At 45.0% G+C, this 23,402-nt stretch carries 18 protein-coding genes and 1 pseudogene; 16 read left to right on the top strand and 3 right to left on the bottom strand.

Annotated features, from left to right (window positions below):
- Nucleotides 1–139: 139 nt before the first annotated feature.
- Both QMY49_RS11785 and QMY49_RS11780 read left to right on the top strand, forming a co-directional pair.
- Nucleotides 140–1,144, top strand: coding sequence for a GGDEF domain-containing protein (locus QMY49_RS11785; protein ID WP_005447698.1), 1,005 nt, complete (start codon nt 140–142; stop codon nt 1,142–1,144).
- A gap of 72 nt (nt 1,145–1,216) precedes the next feature.
- Nucleotides 1,217–1,441 carry a zinc ribbon domain-containing protein gene (locus tag QMY49_RS11780; RefSeq protein WP_074051091.1) on the top strand — a complete coding sequence of 75 codons (225 nt, stop codon included), beginning with the start codon at nt 1,217–1,219 and terminating at the stop codon, nt 1,439–1,441.
- Here QMY49_RS11780 and xseA read toward each other — a convergent pair.
- Nucleotides 1,438–2,769 (bottom strand): exodeoxyribonuclease VII large subunit, encoded by a 1,332-nt coding sequence (xseA, locus tag QMY49_RS11775; RefSeq protein ID WP_005447695.1) that lies wholly within the window; start codon nt 2,767–2,769, stop codon nt 1,438–1,440. The two genes, QMY49_RS11780 and xseA, sit on opposite strands and share 4 nt — an antisense overlap.
- Before the next feature lie 231 nt (nt 2,770–3,000).
- Here xseA and guaB point away from each other — a divergent pair, with 231 nt between their 5' ends.
- The 5 genes from guaB (at nt 3,001) to QMY49_RS11750 (ending at nt 10,488) form a co-directional block, all read left to right on the top strand.
- Entirely contained in the window at nt 3,001–4,464 is a 1,464-nt protein-coding gene (guaB, locus tag QMY49_RS11770) for an IMP dehydrogenase (protein ID WP_005447694.1), read from the top strand.
- 126 nt (nt 4,465–4,590) lie between these two features.
- The gene (guaA, locus tag QMY49_RS11765; RefSeq protein ID WP_005447693.1) at nt 4,591–6,144 is read left to right on the top strand and encodes a glutamine-hydrolyzing GMP synthase; all 1,554 of its coding nucleotides are present in this window, start codon (nt 4,591–4,593) and stop codon (nt 6,142–6,144) included.
- A 164-nt stretch (nt 6,145–6,308) separates the two neighbouring features.
- On the top strand, nt 6,309–7,832 hold the full coding sequence (locus QMY49_RS11760; protein WP_283311629.1) for a Na+/H+ antiporter NhaC family protein: 1,524 nt from the start codon (nt 6,309–6,311) through the stop codon (nt 7,830–7,832).
- A gap of 200 nt (nt 7,833–8,032) precedes the next feature.
- Nucleotides 8,033–9,712, top strand: a complete 1,680-nt coding sequence (locus QMY49_RS11755) for a chitinase (RefSeq protein ID WP_050940916.1) — start codon at nt 8,033–8,035, stop codon at nt 9,710–9,712.
- Between the two features lie 182 nt (nt 9,713–9,894).
- Entirely contained in the window at nt 9,895–10,488 is a 594-nt protein-coding gene (locus QMY49_RS11750) for an acetate uptake transporter (RefSeq protein WP_005447690.1), read from the top strand.
- A gap of 125 nt (nt 10,489–10,613) precedes the next feature.
- Here the strand turns inward: QMY49_RS11750 and QMY49_RS11745 are convergent, their stop codons facing one another.
- Together QMY49_RS11745 and QMY49_RS11740 are read right to left on the bottom strand one after the other, a co-directional pair.
- Nucleotides 10,614–12,161, bottom strand: a complete 1,548-nt coding sequence (locus QMY49_RS11745) for an alanine/glycine:cation symporter family protein (RefSeq protein ID WP_005447683.1) — start codon at nt 12,159–12,161, stop codon at nt 10,614–10,616.
- Between the two features lie 307 nt (nt 12,162–12,468).
- Nucleotides 12,469–13,725 carry a D-amino acid dehydrogenase gene (locus QMY49_RS11740; RefSeq protein ID WP_283311627.1) on the bottom strand — a complete coding sequence of 419 codons (1,257 nt, stop codon included), beginning with the start codon at nt 13,723–13,725 and terminating at the stop codon, nt 12,469–12,471.
- Nucleotides 13,726–13,829: 104 nt separating this feature from the next.
- Between QMY49_RS11740 and QMY49_RS11735 the strand changes: the two genes are divergently transcribed.
- The 9 genes and pseudogenes from QMY49_RS11735 to sufS all read left to right on the top strand — a co-directional run bounded on the left by QMY49_RS11735 (nt 13,830) and on the right by sufS (nt 23,389).
- Nucleotides 13,830–14,732 carry a LysR substrate-binding domain-containing protein gene (locus tag QMY49_RS11735; RefSeq protein ID WP_017188495.1) on the top strand — a complete coding sequence of 301 codons (903 nt, stop codon included), beginning with the start codon at nt 13,830–13,832 and terminating at the stop codon, nt 14,730–14,732.
- Between the two features lie 164 nt (nt 14,733–14,896).
- Nucleotides 14,897–15,469 (top strand): DUF6795 domain-containing protein, encoded by a 573-nt coding sequence (locus tag QMY49_RS11730; RefSeq protein WP_053053259.1) that lies wholly within the window; start codon nt 14,897–14,899, stop codon nt 15,467–15,469.
- Between the two features lies 1 nt (nt 15,470).
- Nucleotides 15,471–16,613: pseudogene (locus QMY49_RS11725) on the top strand (lipase family protein).
- A gap of 155 nt (nt 16,614–16,768) precedes the next feature.
- Complete coding sequence (locus QMY49_RS11720; protein WP_009700544.1) at nt 16,769–18,037, top strand: O-acetylhomoserine aminocarboxypropyltransferase/cysteine synthase family protein; 1,269 nt, start codon at nt 16,769–16,771, stop codon at nt 18,035–18,037.
- Between the two features lie 228 nt (nt 18,038–18,265).
- Nucleotides 18,266–18,637: a Fe-S cluster assembly scaffold SufA gene (gene sufA / locus QMY49_RS11715; protein ID WP_005447677.1), complete on the top strand. Its 372-nt coding sequence runs from the start codon at nt 18,266–18,268 to the stop codon at nt 18,635–18,637.
- Between the two features lie 48 nt (nt 18,638–18,685).
- Nucleotides 18,686–20,161: a Fe-S cluster assembly protein SufB gene (sufB, locus tag QMY49_RS11710; protein ID WP_283311621.1), complete on the top strand. Its 1,476-nt coding sequence runs from the start codon at nt 18,686–18,688 to the stop codon at nt 20,159–20,161.
- Between the two features lie 6 nt (nt 20,162–20,167).
- Nucleotides 20,168–20,914: a Fe-S cluster assembly ATPase SufC gene (gene sufC, locus QMY49_RS11705; protein WP_005447675.1), complete on the top strand. Its 747-nt coding sequence runs from the start codon at nt 20,168–20,170 to the stop codon at nt 20,912–20,914.
- Nucleotides 20,889–22,169: a Fe-S cluster assembly protein SufD gene (gene sufD / locus QMY49_RS11700; protein ID WP_283311618.1), complete on the top strand. Its 1,281-nt coding sequence runs from the start codon at nt 20,889–20,891 to the stop codon at nt 22,167–22,169. Before sufC ends, sufD begins: the two co-directional genes overlap by 26 nt.
- Nucleotides 22,166–23,389 (top strand): cysteine desulfurase SufS, encoded by a 1,224-nt coding sequence (sufS, locus tag QMY49_RS11695; protein ID WP_199479925.1) that lies wholly within the window; start codon nt 22,166–22,168, stop codon nt 23,387–23,389. Before sufD ends, sufS begins: the two co-directional genes overlap by 4 nt.
- Nucleotides 23,390–23,402 lie beyond the last annotated feature (13 nt).

Here is a 23,402-nt window from a genome sequence, read left to right as displayed (position 1 = left end):
AAAAGGGTAATATCCGATGATCAGCATGCGATCTTTTATAGTGCCGCGTTCGCATAATGTGAGTTAGTTACCTGTGTCATATTAATAGATTTATTATATTTCAGGTTAATAAACATAATAACGATATGATTACGCCATTATGGATAAAGATAGACTGTTAGATGCTCACCGAGCAGTCAATCGTCTTTTAGGTAAGCTTGCTCTGGGAATGGAACGCGATAGCCTCAACAATGAGGTTATTAAGTTAAGTGAACACCTATTCGGTAAGAGGCAAGCTTCCATACTTCGATTGCACCCCGATACCAATACATTGCACTTGGAATTTGCTCCGCATTTACCTGATTTCTACAACCAAGCTATTGAAGGAGTCCCCATTGGACCAAAGGTCGGGTCTTGTGGTGCTGCTGCATTCTTAAAACAAACTGTGGTTGTTAGCGATATCGATCATCATGTTAACTGGGCACCTTTTCTTAAACTCACTCAACAAGCCCAACTTCATGCGTGCTGGTCAGTGCCGATTATTGCATCGGATGGTCATGTTCTGGGTACATTTGCTATTTACAGTAACGTCCCTTCCAAACCTCACCCTTATGAACTTGAAGTGCTCGAAATGCTAGCTGCCTTGTATGCCGTTGCGCTAGAGAAATACCGTTTAGAAGAACAGCTTCATTTTCATGCCAGTCGAGATCCTCTCACGCACTGCTTTAACCGTCGTGCTTTGTTGTCAGAAGTTGACCGGAAAATAAACGGTAAATGTGGTCGTAATGCCTTAGTCGCCTGTTTCTTCGTTGATATTGATGAGTTTAAGTATATTAATGACCGATTTGGTCATGAGACTGGTGATCAAGTTTTAGTACTAGTAGCTGAACATTTAAAACAAGCTTTTCGCTCTTGCTCGGTGATCGGACGTTACGGTGGTGATGAATTTGTCGGTTTTTGTTGTTTCCCAGATGAGCAGACCTACTTTCACTTTGTTTCTCGTTTAGCGGATGAGCTTAATCAGATTTACCAATTAGAAGAATATCAAGTCAAAGCCAGCATTGGCGCTTCTTGTAGTACAGCTAGTGAGCGTGCAGTGTTGCAGCAGCTTATTCAACAAGCTGATGTTGCTATGTATCAGAACAAGCGTGCTAAGCGAGCGTGATAAAGATCAAGGCGTTAAGCTGGCTTATGATTAGACTGTAAGTCAGTGAATTGAAGTTATTTAGAGGAAGTTATGCAACCAAATATTTGCCCAACTTGCAACGTAGAACTGGAATGGACTGGGCAATATCACTGTAATCAGTGCGACTCAGATTATAAGAAGGTAGGGTTTTGCCCAGATTGCGATGCGGAGTTAGAAAAACTACAGGCTTGTGGTGCGGCAAACTATTTCTGCAATAGTTGTAATGAACTCAAATCGAAATCACGTGTTCGATTTGAATTTCAAAAAGTCAGTTAATTAACCGTTGAGCGAAGCTCACCATCAGATAAGCGGGTGACTAAAACGTCGCCCGTTTTTACATCCTTTGCTTGGGTAACAACCTGACCTTGCTCAGTCTGAGTAATTGAGTAGCCACGTTTTAGTGTTGCCAGTGGGCTTACCGTATCTAGCTTCTCTGCCGCGATTGCCAGTTGGTGACGCATAGTCAGTAACTTGCGATCCATTGCGTCCATTAGCTTTTGCTCAACGCGGTCAAGCTTCGACTTCTGCTCAGCCAAATGTTTTACTGGTGAGTTCAGTTGTAGGCGATGATGTTTGCGTTCTACCGCTTGTTGGCGTGTCGTGATAAATCGTTGCATTGCGCGTTGTAGGCGCATGTCCAACTCATCAAGTTGTTGCGTCTGACGCTGCAATTGATAGCTTGGATGCTGGCGCTCTAAACGGTGCATCAGTTGAGCCGATTGCTGTTTTTGTTGCGCTAGGTAGTAACGCATTGCACTGGCTAGCTTATGTTGGCGAGTCACCAAAGCTTGATCTTTGTGGCTGTTATCGCGGCTTACCAATTCAGCCGCGGCTGATGGAGTCGGCGCTCGCATGTCCGCTACAAAGTCAGCAATTGTCACATCAACCTCATGACCAACTGCACTGATGATCGGAATTTGGCTTGCAGCAATAGTGCGAGCAAGGATTTCGTTGTTAAAGCACCAAAGGTCTTCTAACGAACCGCCACCACGACCAACAATCAATACATCACATTCGTCACGACTGTTTGCACGGCCGATTGCCTGCGCAATTTGAATCGCGGCTTCTTCACCTTGCACCATGGTTGGGTAAACCACCACGGGTAGGGAAGGATCACGACGTTTCAATACGTCTAAGATGTCGTACAGTGCTGCACCGGTTTTTGAGGTGATCACACCAACGCGTTTTGGGTGCTCAGGTAAAGGCTGCTTATTGGTTTGAGCAAACAAACCTTCTGCTGCCAATTTCATCTTAAGTGCTTCGAACTCTTGTTGCAGACGACCATCACCTTCAGGCTGCATGCTCTCAATGATCAATTGATAGTCACCACGAGGCTCGTACAGAGACAGACGTGCTTTAACTAATACTTGATTGCCGTTAGCAGGTTTGAAAGTGACGCGACGATTGTTACCACGGAACATGGCACATTTAACTTGAGCGCGAGAATCTTTAAGAGTGAGGTACCAGTGACCAGAGACGGGAGCTGAAAAGTTGGATATCTCTCCGACAAGCCAGACGATCCCCATTTCGTTTTCGAGCAGCAGACGCACTTCGGCATTGAGACGAGAAACAGTGAAGATGTTTTGATTGGTCTGGGAGAGCACAGCTAATTCCGTAGACGTGAGTATGGAAATTAGCGGCAATATAATACATATCAAGGGGGTAATTGCAAGAAAAAAATTAAAAAATTTGTGGTCAAGCGATTGCGTTAACCGTATAATCCCTCCGCAATATCTAATCCAAATGTAGCCAACAACCTAAAACTGGTTACCCTCATTATGCGAAACGATGAGATTGGATTGTCTTTTTACTCCTCTAATTGTGAGATATTGCAAATGCTAAGAATTGCCAAAGAAGCGCTGACATTCGATGACGTACTACTCGTGCCAGCTCACTCCACCGTTCTCCCAAACACAGCTGATCTTCGCACTCAGTTGACTAAGAACATCACCCTAAACATCCCAATGATTTCAGCGTCTATGGACACTGTTACAGAAGCTCGTCTAGCTATCGCGCTAGCGCAAGAGGGTGGCATTGGCTTTATCCACAAAAACATGTCTATTGAGCAGCAAGCTGCTGAAGTTCGTAAAGTTAAGAAGTTTGAAGCTGGTGTCGTTTCTGATCCAGTAACTGTTAGCCCTGAAGCGACTATCGCTGACGTGGTTGCACTGACTGAAAAACACGGCTTCGCTGGTTTCCCTGTAATCACAGAGAACAACGAGCTTGTAGGCATTATCACTGGTCGTGATGTGCGCTTTGTTACTGACCTTTCTAAGAAAGTGTCTTCAGTAATGACAGCAAAAGAAAACCTTGCAGCAGTAAAAGAAGGTGCAACACGTGAAGAAGTGCAAGAGAAGATGCACGAAGCACGCGTTGAGAAAGTATTGGTTGTGAACGATGAGTTCCAACTAACCGGTATGATCACTGCGAAAGACTTCCACAAAGCAGAACGTAAACCAAACGCATGTAAAGATGAGCGCGGTCGTCTACGTGTTGGCGCAGCCGTTGGTGCTGGCGCTGGTAACGAAGAGCGTGTTGCTGCTCTAGTTGAAGCGGGCGTTGACGTTCTACTTATCGACTCTTCACACGGTCACTCTGAAGGTGTACTAAACCGTATCCGCGAAACTCGCGCAGCTTACCCAGATCTAGACATCATCGGCGGTAACGTTGCGACAGGTGCTGGTGCTAAAGCACTTATCGAAGCGGGCGTTAGCGCTGTGAAAGTGGGTATCGGTCCTGGTTCAATCTGTACTACTCGTATCGTAACGGGCGTTGGTGTTCCTCAAGTAACAGCAATCGCAGACGCAGCAGAAGTGGCGAACTCATTCGGTATCCCAGTTATCGCTGACGGCGGTATCCGTTTCTCTGGTGACATCTGTAAAGCAATCGTAGCTGGCGCATCATGTGTGATGGTTGGTTCAATGTTCGCAGGTACAGAAGAAGCACCGGGTGAAGTGATTCTTTACAACGGTCGTTCTTACAAGTCTTACCGTGGTATGGGGTCTCTTGGTGCGATGTCTCAAGGTTCATCTGACCGTTACTTCCAGTCTGACAATGCAGCAGACAAGCTAGTACCAGAAGGTATCGAAGGTCGTATCGCATACAAAGGTCGTCTAAAAGAAATCGTACACCAGCAAATGGGTGGTCTACGTTCAAGCATGGGTCTTACTGGCTCTGCAACGATTGAAGATATGCGTACTAAAGCTGAATTTGTTCGTATCTCAGGTGCGGGCATGGCTGAATCACACGTACACGACGTTCAAATCACTAAGGAAGCTCCAAACTACCGTCGCGGTTAATTTTTACTGTTGTAAAAATAAAACCTACACACTCGACGTAAACGTTTGCTTTTTTCCTTGAAGCATTAATAAGAGGCGAGTACACTCGCCTCCGTTTTAATAACCTAGCTTATAAGACTGCTCAAAATGACTAAAAATATTCATGACCAACGTATTCTGATCTTGGACTTCGGTTCTCAGTACACTCAGCTAGTAGCGCGCCGTGTACGTGAAATCGGTGTTTACTGTGAACTGTGGAGCTGGGACGTTGAAGAAGCGGATATTCGTGAATTCAATCCAGACGGTATTATCCTCTCTGGTGGTCCAGAAAGCGTAACGGAAGATAACTCTCCACGCGCTCCTCAATATGTATTTGACTCTGGTGTGCCAGTATTAGGTGTATGTTACGGCATGCAAACTATGGCTGAGCAGCTAGGTGGTAAAGTAGCGGGTTCTACAGAACGTGAATTTGGCTACGCACAAGTTAAAGTTTCTGGTGAATCTGCACTATTTAAAGATCTTGAGCTAACTCAAGACGTGTGGATGAGCCACGGTGACAAAGTAGTAGAAATTCCTGCTGACTTCGTGAAAGTTGGTGAGACAGACACATGTCCGTACGCTGCGATGGCGAACGAAGAGAAGAAGTACTACGGTGTTCAGTTCCACCCAGAAGTAACGCACACGAAAGGCGGTCTACAAATGCTAGAGAACTTTGTTCTTGGCGTATGTGGCTGTGAGCGTCTATGGACTTCTGAATCTATCATCGAAGACGCGGTTGCTCGTATTAAAGAGCAAGTGGGTGACGACGAAGTTATCCTAGGTCTATCTGGTGGTGTTGATTCATCGGTAGTAGCGATGCTAGTTCACCGTGCAATCGGCGACAAGCTAACGTGTGTATTCGTAGATAACGGTCTTCTTCGTCTAAACGAAGGTCAACAAGTAATGGATATGTTCGGCGACCAATTTGGTTTGAACATCATCAAAGTTGACGCTGAAGAACGTTTCCTAAAAGCACTTGAAGGCAAATCGGATCCAGAAGAGAAGCGTAAGACAATCGGTCACGTATTCGTAGACGTATTTGATGAAGAGTCTAAGAAGCTGAAAAACGCGAAATGGCTAGCTCAAGGTACGATTTACCCAGACGTTATCGAATCTGCTGCATCTAAGACTGGTAAAGCGCACGTGATCAAATCACATCACAACGTGGGCGGTCTTCCAGATGACATGGAAATGGGTCTTGTTGAGCCACTACGTGAGCTGTTTAAAGATGAAGTTCGTAAGATCGGTCTAGAGCTTGGTCTTCCGTACAACATGCTTTACCGCCACCCATTCCCGGGTCCTGGTCTAGGTGTTCGTGTTCTTGGTGAAATCAAGAAAGAGTACTGTGACTTGCTACGTCGTGCAGACGCTATCTTCATTGAAGAGCTACACGCTGCAGACCTATACAACAAAGTATCTCAAGCGTTCACGGTATTCTTACCAGTTCGCTCTGTAGGTGTAATGGGTGATGGTCGTAAGTACGATTGGGTTGTATCTCTACGTGCGGTAGAAACTATCGACTTTATGACTGCGCATTGGGCACACCTACCATACGACTTCCTAGGTAAGGTTTCTAACCGTATCATCAACGAAGTTGACGGTATTTCTCGCGTGGTTTACGACATTTCTGGTAAGCCACCAGCGACAATCGAATGGGAATAATTTCCTGTTAGATATACCAAATTAAAAACCAGCCTTCGGGCTGGTTTTTTTATGCCTGAAAAGTGTGAACGCAGGTCTCAACTTTTTTATTAGAAAATATATACATGCGAGATTGTTGAATGTATATTCATTTTTAGTGTTTAAATATTAAAGTTGGTATTGCTATGGAACAGGCAGAAGTTACCTCCCTCATCCCCATCATTATTACGTTAGTCCTCGCGCTAACTACAAGAAACGTTGTTGTCGGTCTTTTTGCTGGCGTTGTTAGCGGTGTGGCTATGTTAGAAGGCACATTCGTTGACAAAGGTCCGCTCGATTCGTTTAGCGCACTGATGAAAAGTTACCTGTTGCCGCAACTGACTGACAGTTACAATGCGGGCGTCATCCTTCTTTTGGTTTTCATTGGTGGTTTTGTTGCCTTGATGGAGAAATCTGGCGGTGGCGTGGCGTTCGCTAAAAAGGTCACTCAGTGGGTTGCAAGTAAATGCCAAGCACAGCTTTCTGCTTGGTTTGGCGGCGTTGTTATTTTCTTTTCAGACCTTGGTACACCGTTAATTGTTGGTCCTGTCTTTCGTCCTCTTTTTGATAAACTGAAAGTCTCTCGCCAGAAGCTAGCCTTTATCATCGATTCAACTTCATCCCCCGTGGCAATCCTCATCCCTTTCATCGGTTGGGGCGTTTACATTATGAGCCTGATTCAAAAAGAGTTTGCTGTACTGGATGTGGGTATCAGTGATTGGGATGCCTTTATTGGTGCGATTCCTTACCAGTTTTATGCCTTTTTAGCGATCGTGATTGTGCCGATTGTTTCTTTCTTCAAACTGGATTTTGGACCAATGGCGAAAGCTGAGCAGCTTGCAGAGCAGGGTTCTGATTTTGGAAAAGTGCAAGATTCATTGAATGTGTTTGAGCATAAAAATGCAAAAACAAGTTTTGTTTGGGCACCGCTTCTCGTCATGCTTGTGGTGCTTTGTTCAATATTGGTTCCTCATGGCTTTCCATTTCAGAAAGTAGCAGGCTCAACTTTCCGTGCAGCACTGTCGTCGGCGTATTTCTTTGCTGCAATTACTTTGATTAGTTTGATGGCGTTTTATGGCGTGAGAAAACTCTCTGATGGCATTCAGGTTTACCTAAAAGGGATGTCGAACATGATGTCCGTTGCGGTGATTTTGGTTCTTGCTTGGTCATTGAGTTCGGTTGGCAAGGAGCTTGGCGCAGCGGCGTACATTGCAGAACAAGCGCAGGCTGGTTTCCCTTATTGGTTATTGCCAGCGGTGGCATTTTTGTTAGCTAGTATTATTTCGTTCGCAACAGGATCGTCGTGGGGGACATTCGCTATTATGATGCCGTTGGTTATCCCAACTGCAGTTGCGATTGATGCACCATTGTTGGTGTGTATTGGTGCGGTTCTGTCTGGCGGTCTATTTGGTGATCACTGTTCGCCAATTTCTGAAACCACCATCTTGTCTTCGACTGGTGCTGGTTGCGAGCAGTACGAACACTTTAGAACTCAATTACCTTATGCGGTGCTTAATGGTGCCATTGCCCTAGCAAGTTTTCTTGTCGCTGGGGTAATGGCTTCGCCTGTGATTGTACTGGTGGCGGTTGTGGTTCAGTTTGCTGTCTATTTATTGCTTTCTAAACAGAAATCTTCGCAGGCTTTAGAGTCGATAACAGCCAACCAATAACCAAGAATAAAACGGGGGAAGGTGCTCCCGTTTTGTTTTGAGTCAAGGTAACAGTTTTTGTGATACCCGCTGTGTAACAGTATTTATTTATAAACTTTGCGTCGCAGAATGAATGGGCTTTACTCGGCGTTTTTTCTACATGATCCACTATGTGTCTAGTTATTCCTTGTATATTGTATTGATAAATACGGAGATTAGACATGTTTGCACTCAAACATCTGCCTCTTGCATTAAGCTGTGTGCTCGCGGCACAAGCTCATGCCAGTATGAATATCCAACCTGATCCTCAAAACCCGAATGGCTACGTGATCGCTCGTGGTGACATTCAAGCGGTTGAGCAAAGCAAAACATCTGACCCAATGTATGCCATCTGGGCACAGGCGTTAGAGACTCGTCCGAACAGCGTTGTAGAAGCTATCGTACCGGGCGCAGCAGGTAACCCAGAAAACGTTAAACGTGTTGAACGTGTATTCCCCGAAAGTGAGTGGGACTTCCTAACGCAAATGGCTGCGCCTGAATACACTTATACTCGTTTCTTACGTGCGATAGGTAAGTTCCCTGCATTCTGTGGTGAGTACACCGATGGTCGAGACTCTGACGCAATCTGTAAGAAATCCATCGTGACAGCATTTGCGCATTTTGCTCAAGAAACTGGTGGTCACATTGCGGTTGATAACGTATCAGACAACCCACTTGCATTAGAAGAGTGGCAGCAGGCACTCGTGCATGTACGCGAAATGGGATGGTCTGAAGGTCAAGAGGGTTACACCACAGGCTGTGGTCAGAACGATTGGCAAAATAAGCGCTGGCCATGCGAACCTGGTCAAGGGTATTTTGGGCGTGGTGCCAAACAGCTTTCTTACCACTTTAACTATGGCGCATTCTCTGAAGTAATGTTTGATGGCGATGCATCGGTGCTGCTGAAGAATCCGGGTTTAGTCGCTGACTCTTGGTTGAACTTGGCTTCTGCAATTTGGTTCTTCTTAACCCCTCAAGCGCCAAAACCAGCGATGTTACACGTAATTGATCGTACATGGGTGCCATCGCAACGTGAGATCGATGCGGGCATTGGTTACGGTTTTGGTACCACTATCAACGTCATCAATGGCGGTATTGAATGTGGCGAGCAAAACAAAGACAAAGGTCAGCCTGTTAACCGTATTCGTTACTGGGAAGGTTTAGCAGCGCATTATCAAATTCCTATCGAAGCTGATGAAACCAATACTTGTTGGCAACAAACGCCGTACGGTAGCTTAAACCTTAACGGTGCGACTGATGTGCTTTACACCAACTGGGATGGTAACTGGAAGTACTACTCAGATCGCCCTGGGGGTCATTCATTTGAGTGTGAATTGGTTGGCTTCCAAACCGCATATTCGGCTCTGGTAGCAGGAGATTACGAGAAATGTGTTACCAACTTCTACCAATCTCACGCGGGTTGGCCTGAAGTACGCATTGTCGACAAACTAGACCCAGTCGATCCGGTTGACCCACCTGTAGGTGGTGTTGCTGCATGGGATGCTGGCAAGGTTTATAACACAGGCGACCAAGTCTCTTACAAGGGGGCGGTATATGAAGCTAAGTGGTGGTCACAAGGCAATGAGCCGACCAAAGGTGACCCTTGGAAGCTCGTTTCGGGCACGCCAACCGAGCCACCAACGACTGAACCTCCTGTGACAGAGCCACCAGTAACCGAACCACCGGTGACGGAGCCTCCTGTTTCAGGGGACTTTATCGCATGGGAACCAGGTGTCACTCAAGTAGCCAATGGTGACAAAGTGACTTATCAAGGTAAGTGTTTTATTGCGAAAAACGGTCCGGGTGTATGGGAAACGCCAACTCAGAGTAACTGGTTCTGGGATGAGATCTCTTGCCAGTGATTGAACAATAAATAGTCTAAGTATCTATAAAGACTCTGCTTTTTAGTAGGGTCTTTTTTTATTCATTTGATTGCCTATTTGTGCAATCTAAGTTTCCAATAACGTCTTTTCTCTTTTGTTTTTTAGTCCATTAAAATTCGCGCGCAATTTTTATCAACATTTTTGAAAACAGGTACGCTTACATGTCTACTAAACTGGCTAACCCAGCGCCGCTAGGCCTAATGGGTTTCGGTATGACCACGATTCTGCTTAACATCCACAACGCAGGATTCTTCCCAATTGACTCAATGATCCTAGCAATGGGTATCTTCTACGGTGGTCTTAGCCAAGTTCTTGTTGGCATGATGTGCTTCAAACGTGGTGATACTTTCGGTACGACTGCATTTACGTCTTACGGTCTGTTCTGGCTAACACTGGTTGGCCTAATCGTAATGCCTTACATGGGTCTTCCTGCAAGCCCAGCACACTTTATGGGTTGGTACCTACTGCTATGGGGTATCTTCACTGGCTTCATGTTTATTGGTTCTCTATGCTACCCAGTAGCGAAGCAAGTCGTATTTGGTTCTCTTACTATCCTGTTTTTCCTACTAGCTGCACGTGACTTTACTGGTAGTGAGCTGATCGGCACTATCGCAGGCTTTGAAGGTATCTTCTGTGGTGCAAGCGCAATCTACTTCGCAATGGCTCAAGTACTAAACAACGAGTACGGTCGCACGGTTCTTCCAATCGGCGAAAAGCAAAAGCCTCAAGTTGCAACGCAAGAAATCGCAGCATAATCGCTTCGAATTGAATGCAAAAGAAAAGGGTTAGCCACTGGCTAACCCTTTTTTAATGTCCTTTTCGGACCACTGCTTTTTCTTATATACCCGCCAACCTGCTGGGGGAGGAGGTTAATGAGGCATTAGGTAGATGGTTGTTCTACTGTTTCTGCCGTGTCACTATCCGCTGTAGGCGCCTTGCCTGTTTTACGTTTGTACTTTTCTTCCCAGTAGTCAGCACCTTTGATACCAAGCGCAACAGGGTTGAATGTGTACTCTGTAACCCCACGTTTTTGCTGCTCTTCATAATCAGCTAGAGCTTTTAGTGCTGGCTTAGACATGAAGAAGATGATCAGAATGCCGACAATATTTAGCCATGCCATTAGACCTACGCCTACGTCACCCATTGCCCACGCAAGGTTAGCTGTTTTAACCGTACCGTAGAATACCGCTGAGATCAGAATGACCTTCAAGATAAACATCAGACCGTTTACTTTTACTGTGCGACGGATGTAAGCGATGTTGGTTTCTGCGATGTAGTAGTACGCCAAAATCGTTGTAAAGGCGAAGAAAAACAGAGCAATCGCGATGAATGGTTTACCCACACCCGGAAGGGCACTTTCAATCGCCATTTGCGTAAATACAGGACCATTTGCACCGATATCTGCTGGAAGGTTCTGTACTAAGAACGCACCTTCGACTGCACCGTGTACGTTGTACGCACCCGTGATAAGAATCATAAATGCGGTTGCTGAACACACTAGCAGTGTATCGATGTAGATGGAGAACGATTGAACCAGACCTTGCTGTGCTGGGTGATCAACACTTGCTGCTGCTGCTGCGTGAGGACCAGTACCTTGACCTGCTTCGTTAGAGTAAACACCACGTTTTACACCCCAACCAATCGCAGCACCAATACCCGCCATCGGTGTGAATGCATCACCAATGATCATGCCAACAATACGTGGAATTTCACCGATGTTAAGTAGGATGATAACGAATGCTGTGATGATGTACGCCAGAGCCATGAACGGAACTACGATTTGAGTAAAGTTCGCGATTCGTTTCACACCACCAAAGATAATGAAAGCAAGAATGACACAGACAACCGTACCAGTGAAAATTTTAGCGAAACTGAAGGTACCAATAGCGGTTTCAATCATGTCACCTGAGCCAAATGCTGCTTCTACTGCGTTACCAATACTGTTCGATTGAACGCCAGGAAGCAGAACACCACATGCAAAGATGGTTGCGATAGCGAAGATCCAAGCGTACCACTTTTGACCCATTGCTTTTTCGATGTAATAAGCTGGACCACCGCGGAATTCGCCTTCGTCTTCTTCTTTATAAATCTGTGCGAGTGTTGATTCTGCGTATGCGGTTGCTGCGCCAAAGAAGGCGACAACCCACATCCAGAAAACAGCACCTGGACCACCGAAACCGATAGCGGCTGCAACACCTGCAATGTTACCTGTACCTACACGGCCAGATAGTGAAACGGCCAAAGCCTGAAATGATGAAATCCCCTTGGTTGAACTCTTACCAGAAAGTAGCAAGCGCCACATTTCAAAGAAGTGACGAATCTGCACAAAGCGCGTCATGATCGAGTAGAACAAACCAGCGCCAAGGCACAAATAAATCAGTACCGGACTCCAGATAATTCCATTCAGAAAATCAACTAATGACTGCATGAGTATTTTCCCTGTTTGTTATGGTTGTGGTTGTTTTTCGTACAACACATTACCCTTTTTTGTAATGTAATTGTTAACCTTTTTGACTAAAAATCCTTTGTAGCGTGATGATGAACACAGAATGGTTAAATATTGTTAAAAATTGGTTCTTGTTATGTTTGTGTGTGGTTTTTATTGGAAATGACAATGAATTGATTGAATATGCAGCACATTGTCATGAAAATGTGCTGCGAGATATGGAAGTCATATCTTCTGAATGCTATTCAACATGTGGAGTAATGTTCTATTTGAAATGGTTTGCAGGTGTTTAGGCGTAACGGCTTAGGCTCAATTCTGAGTGATTTGTTACTTTGCTTTCTGCACCGATCATAATGTCGGCAAGGAGTTGTCCTGACCCACAAGCCATGGTCCAACCTAGCGTTCCATGTCCTGTATTCGTGAATAAATTGTCGTAAGGGGTCGCACCAATGATGGGTGTACCATCGGGCGTCATGGGGCGAAATCCTGTCCAAAATTCGGCTTGAGTGAAATCGGCACTTTGCGGAAATAAATCTCGAATCACCATTTCAATCGTATTCTTGCGCTTTTGCGGTAATGAAGGATCAAAGCCCGCAAGTTCAGCGGTCCCTGCGACCCGGATGCGATCGTCAAAGCGTGTCATTGCCACTTTATAGGTCTCATCCATGACGGTAGATCGCGGTGCAAATTGTTCACATTCAATCGGAACCGTCAGTGAATACCCTTTGACGGGATAGATCGGAATATCAATCTCAAGCTGCTTGAGTAACGCCGTTGAGTAACTGCCCGAAGCAAGTACAAACTGGTCTGCTTTAAATAAACCACGATCCGTTTGGACACCCATGACCTTTTTGCCTACGGTAACCCAATTGCTTACCTCTGTATTGAATTCAAACCTGACACCATAAGCTTTCGCCAGCTTAGTTAACTGCTGACAAAACTGGAAACAATCTCCGGTTTCATCATCGGGTAGGTACAACCCACCGACCAGTTTTTCTTTTACTAACGCTAACCCAGGCTCTTGTTTGATGCAGTGCTCGACGTTCATTAGCTGAAAACGTGTACCGCTTTGTTCTAACAACTTAAGGTCTTTTTCTATGGCGTCTAACTGCTGTTGAGATCGAAATACTTGTAACGTCCCGAGTTGGCGACCTTGGTATTCAATCGCATGATCACGTCTTAGCTGCTCTAAACAAGTGCGGCTGTGATTGGCGATGGATAGCATTCGTGCTTTGTTGATCTGATAGCGAGATAAGGTGCAATTAGACACCATTTTCGTAGCCCAGAGGATAAGCTCTGGGCTGAGAGACGGTTTTATTTTGAGTGGGGCATGCTCCTCGGTTAGCCATTTCACGGCTTTGAGTGGAATGCCTGGGGCTGCCCATGGTGAAGAGTAGCCGTAAGAGATTTGTCCTGCATTGGCGAAGCTGGTTTCCATCGCACTGCTTGGTTGGCGATCGATCACGGTGACCTGATAACCTGCTTGAGCTAGATACCAAGCTGAGGTCAAACCGATAACACCACTACCTAAAACGATGACTTCCATTGATGTGCTCCACACATTTTCGATGTGCGCAGTTTGTCTTCTTTACCTTTTGTTAACAATCGATATAAATTACATCCAGCGTTTAGAAAAACTATAGGCTCAGGATGAAAAGTAGTGTCGTAAGTGGATTGTGGTTATTTAGCCAAGTAGCGGAACACAACAGTTTTACTAGTGCAGCAAAGGCATTGCACTTGACGACAGGCGCAATTAGCCAGCAAATTATCCAGTTGGAAGAACAACTAGGCTTTACTTTGTTTGAACGCCATTCGCGAGGAATTAGGCTGACACCTAAAGGTTTGCAGTTATCTCAGACTTCGCAATTTCACTTCTCTGAACTTAGGAAAGCACTTGAAGAGCTACAGATTGAAAAGCCCCACAATGAAATTCGCCTCAAACTGACACCTTCTTTTGCATTTAAATGGCTGGTTCCTAGGCTTGAAAGCTTCCACCTAAATAACCCCGACCTGCAAGTACAGATTTTTGCAGAGGGAGCGCTTGTGAATAGTGAGCTGAAGGATTACGACGTTGCAATTGACTATGGTCCGCACCCGTATCGAGACAAAAACGCGAAGCGGATTCTTGATGAGCAACTTCTTCCAGTGATGAGTGTCAAATACCTTGAGGATCATGGGTGGCTAAAAACACCTAAAACGACACCAGAGCAATGGCGAGATGCGACGTTATTGCACGATGCTATGCCATGGGATAAAGCGCCGCGTGACTATGAGTGGCTCTATTGGGCATCAAGTATGGGGCTGGATTTTAAAACGGATTCTGGGCATTTCTTTAATCGAACGGATATGGCGATGTCCGCAGCTGAAGCCGGCGTTGGTATTGCGATGGCACGTATGGCGCTGGTGGAGGATGAACTTAAAAATAGTCGTTTGGTCTCACCATTTGAACCCGTTGATGCCAACGCGGGGTACTACTTGATCATTAACACGAAAAGCGAACCAACCCAACGATTTAAAAAGTGGCTTTTACAACAAGTTCAATTATCAATGTAGAGAGAGCCAATTGGCACGAGTGTTTAAGAAATAATAAAAATAAATTTCTTAATTACATGATACTTCGAATTGCTTTCCACAAATTGTCTTCCGTTTATTCACTCCTCTCACTCCGTCCTCTTTTTCCATATCATCCACGAATTAATCAATGGATGAGAAAGACTATGGCTAAAAAAAACTCTCTTATATTAGCCTTAGCTCTATTTTCGGTAGGAGCAAGCGCAATGTTTTGGCCGTTTAAAAAATACGATGTGGAAATGTCTCCAGAAGTTCGTGGTGTCATCACACTTGATGGCGTACCGCAAGCGGGGTTAACGGTTCATCGGGACTTATTCTACGAAGGTTACAAAGATGGAGAGAAAATCTCCGATGAGGCAATAACTGGCTTAAAAGGGGAGTTTTATTTTCCTAATTTTCAGGTTCGTTCGAGAGCGCCAGAAGATGTTCTCGGGCAAAACTTCGTTGTAGCTCAAGAAATATATATCTTAAAAGAAGGCAAGGAAGTTTATCTGTGGAACGCTACTAAGCATGCAAAGCCAATTCCTTTTGCATCTGAATTATTGTTGGCTCTTAACTGTGAACTAAATCAAGAGGAACTCAATTATGAGTTCAGAGAACCTCAAAGTGGAGAGCGAATATATCTACCTCTAGTCTCGGTTTGTCGTTGGGAAGGATTAAAAGGTTATACAAATGAACAGCTGATTAAAGAAACAAATGACTTACCGTCAGAGGATTAATATGAGTGTATTATCACCTACAATTGCATCAGATATTGCAACTCTTGCTTATCAAGCAAGATTAAAAAGAAAAAGTATTTCTCTACAAAAAAAACACAAAGGCCCACTTTAAGTTTGATATTAGCAACGTGATATCAGGAACTTCTGGAGGCTTTTTTTATCGCCCTACTTCAGGTTTCATCGTTGTAGGTAAAGGGGGTAGTGAAATTTATAAGAGAGATATCGTACTTTCTTTTCGAGGCACTAAAACACTTGCTGATGCATTGACTAATATGACGGCAAACCATAGAGGTACACATTCTGGAGAGCTAGTACACAATGGGTTTCAAGGAACCTTTAATTCTATGGTTCCTGAAATTAGAGCTTTCGTGAAAACCAGTAAGTCAGATAAATTACTAAATATTCACTGTGTGGGTCATAGCCTTGGTGGTGCTTTAGCCACTTTAGCCGCGAACTGGCTTAAATCTTTTCCTGAAGTTAATGCAAAAGTTCACCTTTATACATTTGGTGCTCCCAGAGTAGGTGGAAAAAGTTTCTCTATGAATGCAACTCAACGTCTAGATAGTATTTTTAGATGTGTTAATGGTGCTGACCCTGTACCTAAAGTTCCTGTGTGGCCTTTCTATCACACTCCTTACAATGGTTCGGAGTATTTATCGAGCAGACAACAGGGTCTAGATCATAAAGCTCATGATATGAAGCGTTATGCTCAATGGACGGAATTTCAGAGTTGGGAAAAATCTATTCCCAGAAGGTTGCCTATCCCTTTGAAAAGGTAGTCTTAAATTATAACAATCGGCTTGAAACCAGACCGAATGAGTTTTGGGCAGACAAAATCTCAGCTGCAATCCTGACATTGTTAATTGATGGGGGGTGTGCTTCTATAGTCTTTGCTGCGCAAAATATAGGCTCGGCGATTTCAACTATCTATGATGCTATTGCTCGTTCAATGGTTAAGATCTCAGAATTATCAAGTGAATTTGCAGAACGTGTAAAAGGCTTACTTGGTCATATGCTGGTATTTGCGGGCAAGGGAGCTCAGATCGCGATTAAGTTTACCTATTCATTTATCCGCTGGGTATTTGAATTGGTTTTAAACAAATTGAATCAGGCGGTTAAAGCTGCACTTAAAAGTACTTTTTAATCATCTATAAACCGCCTCAAGCGAGGCGATTTTTGTTTTACAATAAAACCTTTCTAAAACCTAGTTCCTCCCCTGTGACTTGAACTGCTTTTCTTTGTTGAAAAAATCGGCAATATAAAAGAATAACCATTCACTCAATAGTTCAGGGAAGATGCATGAAAGACGAAACACTCTCGATCCATTTTGGCTACGAAACCGACCCAACAACCAAATCAGTAGCGACACCGATTTACCAGACGGTAGCGTATGAGTTTGATAATGCGCAACATGGTGCGGATTTATTCAACCTTGAAGTTCCGGGCAATATTTACACTCGTATTATGAACCCAACCAATGACGTGTTGGAAAAACGCATGGCAGCGTTGGAAGGGGGGATTGCTGGTTTGGTTGTGAGTGCAGGTAGTGCGGCAATTAACTACGCTATTCTCACGCTCGCGCAAGCTGGCGATAACATCGTTTCTACTCCTCAATTATATGGTGGTACTTACACCTTGTTTGCGCATATGTTGCCAAGCCAAGGTATTGAAGTGCGTTTTGCCAAGGACGATAAGCCTGAAAGTCTTGCTGAGCTTATCGATGAGAATACCAAAGCGGTTTACTGTGAAAGCATCGGTAATCCGGCAGGGAACATCATAGACCTAGAACGTGTTGCCGAACTGGCTCATGCGCAGGGCGTGCCTGTGATTGTAGACAATACGGTCGCAACTCCTGTGCTATGCAAGCCAATCGAATTTGGTGCCGATATCGTGGTTCATTCGCTCACTAAGTATGTTGGTGGGCATGGTACGACGCTGGGTGGCATCATCATTGATTCTGGGAAGTTCCCGTGGGCACAGCATAAAGATCGCTTCCCAGTATTTAATCAGCCTGAGCCTTCTTACCACGGCGTGGTTTACACCGAAGCATTTGGTGAGGCGGCTTTTATTGGTCGTGCTCGTACCGTTCCTTTGCGTAATACTGGTTCTGCTTTGTCACCAATGAATGCCTTTATGTTGATGCAGGGGCTGGAAACGCTGTCTCTGCGTATGGAGCGTCATACCGAAAATGCGCTGAAAGTCGCGGAATACTTAAGCCAGCACGAGAAAGTGAGTTGGGTAAGCTACGCGGGTTTACCTACTTCGGAATTCTATCCATTGGCAGAAAAATACATGCAAGGTAAACCATCAGCGATATTGTCGTTTGGCTTGAAAGATGGTTATGAAGCTGGTGTGCGCTTTTACGATGCATTGAAGATCTTTAAGCGTTTAGTGAACATTGGTGACGCAAAATCGCTTGCATGCCATCCGGCGTCGACTACGCACCGTCAATTGAGTGAAGCGGAGCAAAAGCAAGCGGGTGTATCCCCAGAGATGATTCGCTTGTCCGTCGGTATTGAACACATTGATGACATCTTGGTAGACCTTGAACAAGCCCTTAATGCTTAATTATTGAATTAAAAGTGAAAAGCAGCTCTTTGATAGGGCTGCTTTTTGAAGACACCGTCGATATTCAACTTTCATTTCAGACCCTATTTCTTTTTCAAATCCCATTTCGTTTTCTATTCCAAATTGTGACCGAGCAGCATGCCTTAATCCCATAAATTCATTATGGTTGAATGGATAAATGATAATAACTATCATTCTCAGTGTTTGTTTTTAAATAGGTGAATAGTCATGTCGGGACTCAACTCAGTAGACAGCTTCGATCCAAGCAGCAGTTGGCAAGGGCTAACTCTGACCGATAAAGCTGCCAATCAAATTAACAAGCTGCTCGAAAAAGACGAATCTCTATGTGGCTTGCGACTCACAATTAAGCCTTCAGGTTGTGCGGGCTACGCGTATGTACTGTCCACCGTGGATGAAGTCATCGCTGACGATCTTGTATATGAGCATCTAGGCGCCAAGTTATTTGTGCCTCTTGATGCCATGCCTTATCTCGATGGAACAGAAGTGGACTTCATTTCACAAGGGTTGAACCAGATGTTCCAGTACAACAATCCTAAAGTACAAAGTGCTTGTGGTTGTGGTGAAAGTTTTAATGTGTAAAAGCGAGCACTGCTCTAGGGCAGTGGCTGGTTTTAAATGGTACCGACAATGACACAAAGTGGTATTGAGATCCAAGAAGATGTTCAAGCTTGGGTTGATGATGATAGTTACAAACAAGGGTTCTACAGCAATATTGCGACAGACCAGTTAGCAAAAGGCATCAATGAAGATGTTGTACGTGCGATTTCTGCCAAAAGAAACGAACCTGAATGGATGCTGGAGTTCCGACTTCGGGCGTTTCGAATTTGGCAAACCATGGAGGAACCGCATTGGTTAAAAGCGCACTACGCCCCGCTTAACTATCAAGATTATAGCTATTATTCCGCGCCATCTTGTGGTCAGTGCGATGATACTTGTGCTGGCGATGAAGCATCGCAAGACCCGGAGTTTTTGACTAAAGAAGTCGAACAAGCTTTTGACCTGCTGGGTGTGCCAGTTCGTGAGGGAAGCGAAGTCGCTGTTGATGCAATCTTTGACTCCGTATCGGTCAAAACCACGTACAGTGAAAAATTGGCAGAGAAAGGCATCATTTTTTGCTCATTCAGCGAAGCGATTCACAAGTACCCTGAGCTAGTACAAGAGTACCTAGGGACAGTCGTCCCGCCAGAAGATAACTTCTTTGCTGCGCTAAATGCTGCCGTTGCGTCGGATGGCACCTTCGTTTACATCCCCAAAGGTGTTGAGTGTCCTATGGAGCTCTCGACCTATTTCCGGATCAATGCTGCAAAAACAGGTCAATTTGAACGTACGATTTTGATTGCTGATGAGGGCAGCTATGTCAGCTATATCGAAGGATGTTCGGCACCATCGCATGATAATTACCAGCTGCATGCTGCGGTGGTAGAAGTGATCGTCCTCAAAGATGCTTACGTGAAGTATTCGACCGTACAAAACTGGTTCTCAGGCAAAGATACCAACGGCGGTATCCTCAACTTTGTGACCAAGCGAGCGCTGTGTAAAGGCAGTGGTTCAAAGATGTCTTGGACTCAATCCGAAACGGGATCTGCCATTACATGGAAGTACCCAAGCGTCATTCTCCAAGGGGATAACTCGATCGGTGAGTTTTATTCCATCGCGTTAACGTCGGGTAAGCAGTTGGCCGACACTGGCACTAAGATGATCCATATCGGTAAAAATACCAAGTCCACCATCATCTCAAAAGGCGTCTCCGCTGGGCACAGTGAAAACAGCTACCGCGGATTAGTGAAGATCTTACCGAGCGCTGAAAATGCGCGAAATTTCACTCAATGTGACTCGATGCTCATCGGTCCGGATTGTGGGGCGCATACCTTCCCTTACGTTGAAGTAAAAAACAACTCCGCTCAGATCGAGCATGAAGCAACCACAACCAAAATTGGTGAAGACCAACTGTTTTACTGTTCACAACGAGGCATCGCTGAAGAGGATGCGATCTCAATGATTGTGAACGGTTTTTGTAAGGATGTGTTTTCCGAATTACCGCTGGAGTTTGCCGTAGAAGCACAAAAATTATTGGCAATCAGCTTAGAACACAGCGTTGGATAATGAAAAATGTTAACAATTAACAACTTAAAAGCCCAAATTGAAGAACAAGAAATTCTAAAAGGAGTCAATCTTCAGATTAACCCTGGAGAAATTCACGCCATCATGGGACCAAACGGTTCCGGTAAAAGCACGCTGGCAAGCACGCTCGCGGGACGTGAAGACTACGAAATTACCGATGGATCTGTCGATTTCAACGGCAAGGATTTATTGGAATTAGATCCTGATGAACGTGCAGGCGAAGGCGTGTTCTTGGCATTCCAATACCCTGTCGAAATTCCGGGAGTGAGTAACCATCTCTTCTTACAAGCATCAGTGAATGCGGTGCGAAAATACCGTGAACTTCCGGAATTGGAACGCTTTGAACTTGCGGATTTAATTGAGGAGAAAATTGAGCTTCTCAATATGCCGAAAGACTTACTTTCTCGCTCGGTAAACGTCGGCTTTTCTGGCGGAGAAAAGAAGCGTAATGACATCTTGCAAATGGCGGTACTTGACCCACAACTTTGCATTTTGGACGAGACCGATTCTGGATTAGATATTGATGCACTTAAAGAAGTTGCTAATGGCGTAAATAGCCTAAAAGACGGCAAGCGTTCTTTCATCATTGTGACCCATTACCAACGCATTCTTGATTACATCAAACCTGACTTTGTGCACGTGCTGTATCAAGGAAAAATCATCAAATCGGGTGATTTCTCTATGGTGGCTGAGTTAGAGGAGAAGGGCTATGGTTGGCTCACCGGAGAGGAGTAATTGTCTATTGCCATTCAGTGACTATTTAAAGCCTCGTCTGATTGAGTTAGATGAGGTTGCCAAATACCATTGGCAAGCCGCATTAGCACAAGGATTACCGACTCGTCAGCATGAAGATTGGAAATACACCGCGCTTGAAGGCTTCGATGCCATTGATTTTTCCAGCCAGCGTGAGACTGATGTATCGATGGCTTTTGTTCAGGCTCACAAGCTCGATATGGACGCAGAAAGGTTAGTATTTGTGAACGGTCAGTTCCAACCTAATTTGAGTGATATTGATGGCGAGGCATTTCGACTTTCTTTACTTAATGGTGATGCAAAACAAGCGTTGCCTGCCGCGATTGCACCAGAAATCTTTTTGCATCTCACGGAAGCGTTTTCCGATACGACTTTGTTGATTGAGGTGGATGCCAAACATACCGTAGCCAAGCCTATTTACTTGATGCAAATTGAGTCTCGACCTCAAGGTGGTATGGCACATCATCGCGTACACCTAAAAGTCGGACAAAGTAGCGAAGTTAAAATTGTTGAGCACCTTCTTTCTGCTTGTCATGGCAACCGTGTGGCAGCAAGTTATTCCGGTTCGCGACTTACGATGGAGGTTTCGGACAATGCTGAACTTACCCATTACAAGCTCTGCTTGGGTTCTGTGGAACATTACCATTTTGCTCACAATGATCTTTTCGTTGGACGAGATGCAAATGTATCAAGCCAGACCTTTTTGCTCGCTGGTCAATTGACGCGCCACCACACCAGTTGCCAGTTAAATGGCGAAAATACAGAGATTGAAATCAACAGCCTAGCGCTACCTAGCCATCAGCAAACGTACGACACGCGTACTTACCTTGAACACAACAAAGGGCATTGCACGAGTCAGCAACTGCACAAAATTATTGCCAGTCAGCAAGGCAAAGCAGTATTTAACGGCATGATCAAAGTCGCCCCAAATGCGCTCAAAACTGACGGACAAATGGACAATCACAACTTGTTGCTAAGTAAAGCGTGTGAGGTCAACAGTAAGCCTCAACTGGAGATCTATGCGGACGACGTGAAGTGCAGTCACGGTACTACCACAGGAGCATTGAGCAAAGAGCAGGTGTTTTATTTGCAGGCTCGCGGATTACCAAAGCACCAAGCTGAACAATTGATCACCCTTGCCTTTGCCGCGGAAGTCGCAGAGGCGATTGATATTGACGTTATTCGTACGCTGGTTTTACAGCATATAGAGTCCAAGCTAGCAGAGGTAAATGCATGAGCTCTTCCATAACAGCGCAACGAGCACACTTTCCAACCTTACATCAGGAAGTGAACAACAAGTCTTTGGTTTACTTAGACAGCGCAGCAAGTGCACATAAACCATCGGTCGTGATTGAACGAGTCGACACCTTTTATCGACATGAAAACGCAGCGGTTCATCGTGGAATCCATCATTTGAGTGCTCATGCGACAGATTTGATGGAACAAGCGCGTGATAAGGTTCAGCAATTCATTAGTGCCAAGCTGCGTGAAGAGGTGGTTTTTGTTCATGGAACTACGCATGGCATTAACCTTGTTGCGAATGCTTATGCGAAAGCGCAGTTGACGGAAGGTGATGAGATCATCGTGTCTGAAATGGAGCATCACGCCAATATCGTGCCTTGGCAAATGCTAGAACAAGACATCGGGATCAAAGTGGTGGTGTGGCCGCTAGAGCTTGATGGAAGCTTGAGTTTGGATACGCTGAAAACGCTGATGACTGGGCGTACTCGCTTATTAGCGGTCACCCACGTCTCTAATGTGCTTGGTACCATTAATCCGGTCAAAAATATCATCGAGTTGGCTCATCAGAATGGCACCCGAGTGCTGGTAGATGGGGCACAAGCAGTGATGCACCAAGCGGTCGATGTACAAGAAATTGACTGCGACTTCTATGTCTTTTCAGGGCATAAGCTCTATGGTCCGACAGGGGTAGGGGTGTTATACGCGAAGAAAGAGCTGCTTGATATTATGCCTCCGTGGGAAGGTGGCGGCGCGATGATAAAAGAGGTCGATCTTTACCAAGGAGCCACTTATAACGACGCGCCATGGCGTTTTGAAGCTGGCACTCCTAATGTTGCAGGCATTATCGGTTTGGGGTGTGCGATTGATTATGTGCTCGATCTTGGGTTTGAAGCGATTGGTCGCTATGAACAAGCATTGGTTGACTACCTCTACGATCAATTAAAGACGGTGCCAGATATTGTCATTTATGGTCCTCAAGAGCGCTGCGGCGTAGTGTCATTCAACCTTGCACAAGTGCATGCCTTTGATGTGGGTAGCTTTTTAGATAAGTACGGTGTTGCGATTCGAACGGGGCATCATTGCGCTCAACCTCTGATGAAATACTACCAAGTACCTGCGATGTGTCGTGCATCGGTTGCTTTATATAATAATCAACAAGATATTGATGTTTTGGTTTCTAGCCTAAAACGTATCCATACCTTGTTAGTCGGATAGGAAAGAGAAAGTA

This window comes from Vibrio harveyi (assembly GCF_030060435.1).
GTDB classification, from domain to species: domain Bacteria; phylum Pseudomonadota; class Gammaproteobacteria; order Enterobacterales; family Vibrionaceae; genus Vibrio; species Vibrio harveyi.
This window is presented reverse-complemented; position numbering and strand designations above follow the sequence as displayed.

Bases quoted from the DNA above. Each gene is read 5' to 3' on its own strand.
- QMY49_RS11785 (WP_005447698.1), top strand. From the start codon at position 140: ATGGATAAAGATAGACTGTTAGATGCTCACCGAGCAGTCAATCGTCTT.
- QMY49_RS11780 (WP_074051091.1), top strand. From the start codon at position 1,217: ATGCAACCAAATATTTGCCCAACTTGCAACGTAGAACTGGAATGGACT.
- guaB (WP_005447694.1), top strand. From the start codon at position 3,001: ATGCTAAGAATTGCCAAAGAAGCGCTGACATTCGATGACGTACTACTC.
- guaA (WP_005447693.1), top strand. From the start codon at position 4,591: ATGACTAAAAATATTCATGACCAACGTATTCTGATCTTGGACTTCGGT.
- QMY49_RS11760 (WP_283311629.1), top strand. From the start codon at position 6,309: ATGGAACAGGCAGAAGTTACCTCCCTCATCCCCATCATTATTACGTTA.
- QMY49_RS11755 (WP_050940916.1), top strand. From the start codon at position 8,033: ATGTTTGCACTCAAACATCTGCCTCTTGCATTAAGCTGTGTGCTCGCG.
- QMY49_RS11750 (WP_005447690.1), top strand. From the start codon at position 9,895: ATGTCTACTAAACTGGCTAACCCAGCGCCGCTAGGCCTAATGGGTTTC.
- QMY49_RS11745 (WP_005447683.1), bottom strand. From the start codon at position 12,161: ATGCAGTCATTAGTTGATTTTCTGAATGGAATTATCTGGAGTCCGGTA.
- QMY49_RS11740 (WP_283311627.1), bottom strand. From the start codon at position 13,725: ATGGAAGTCATCGTTTTAGGTAGTGGTGTTATCGGTTTGACCTCAGCT.
- QMY49_RS11735 (WP_017188495.1), top strand. From the start codon at position 13,830: ATGAAAAGTAGTGTCGTAAGTGGATTGTGGTTATTTAGCCAAGTAGCG.
- QMY49_RS11730 (WP_053053259.1), top strand. From the start codon at position 14,897: ATGGCTAAAAAAAACTCTCTTATATTAGCCTTAGCTCTATTTTCGGTA.
- QMY49_RS11720 (WP_009700544.1), top strand. From the start codon at position 16,769: ATGAAAGACGAAACACTCTCGATCCATTTTGGCTACGAAACCGACCCA.
- sufA (WP_005447677.1), top strand. From the start codon at position 18,266: ATGTCGGGACTCAACTCAGTAGACAGCTTCGATCCAAGCAGCAGTTGG.
- sufB (WP_283311621.1), top strand. From the start codon at position 18,686: ATGACACAAAGTGGTATTGAGATCCAAGAAGATGTTCAAGCTTGGGTT.
- sufC (WP_005447675.1), top strand. From the start codon at position 20,168: ATGTTAACAATTAACAACTTAAAAGCCCAAATTGAAGAACAAGAAATT.
- sufD (WP_283311618.1), top strand. From the start codon at position 20,889: ATGGTTGGCTCACCGGAGAGGAGTAATTGTCTATTGCCATTCAGTGAC.
- sufS (WP_199479925.1), top strand. From the start codon at position 22,166: ATGAGCTCTTCCATAACAGCGCAACGAGCACACTTTCCAACCTTACAT.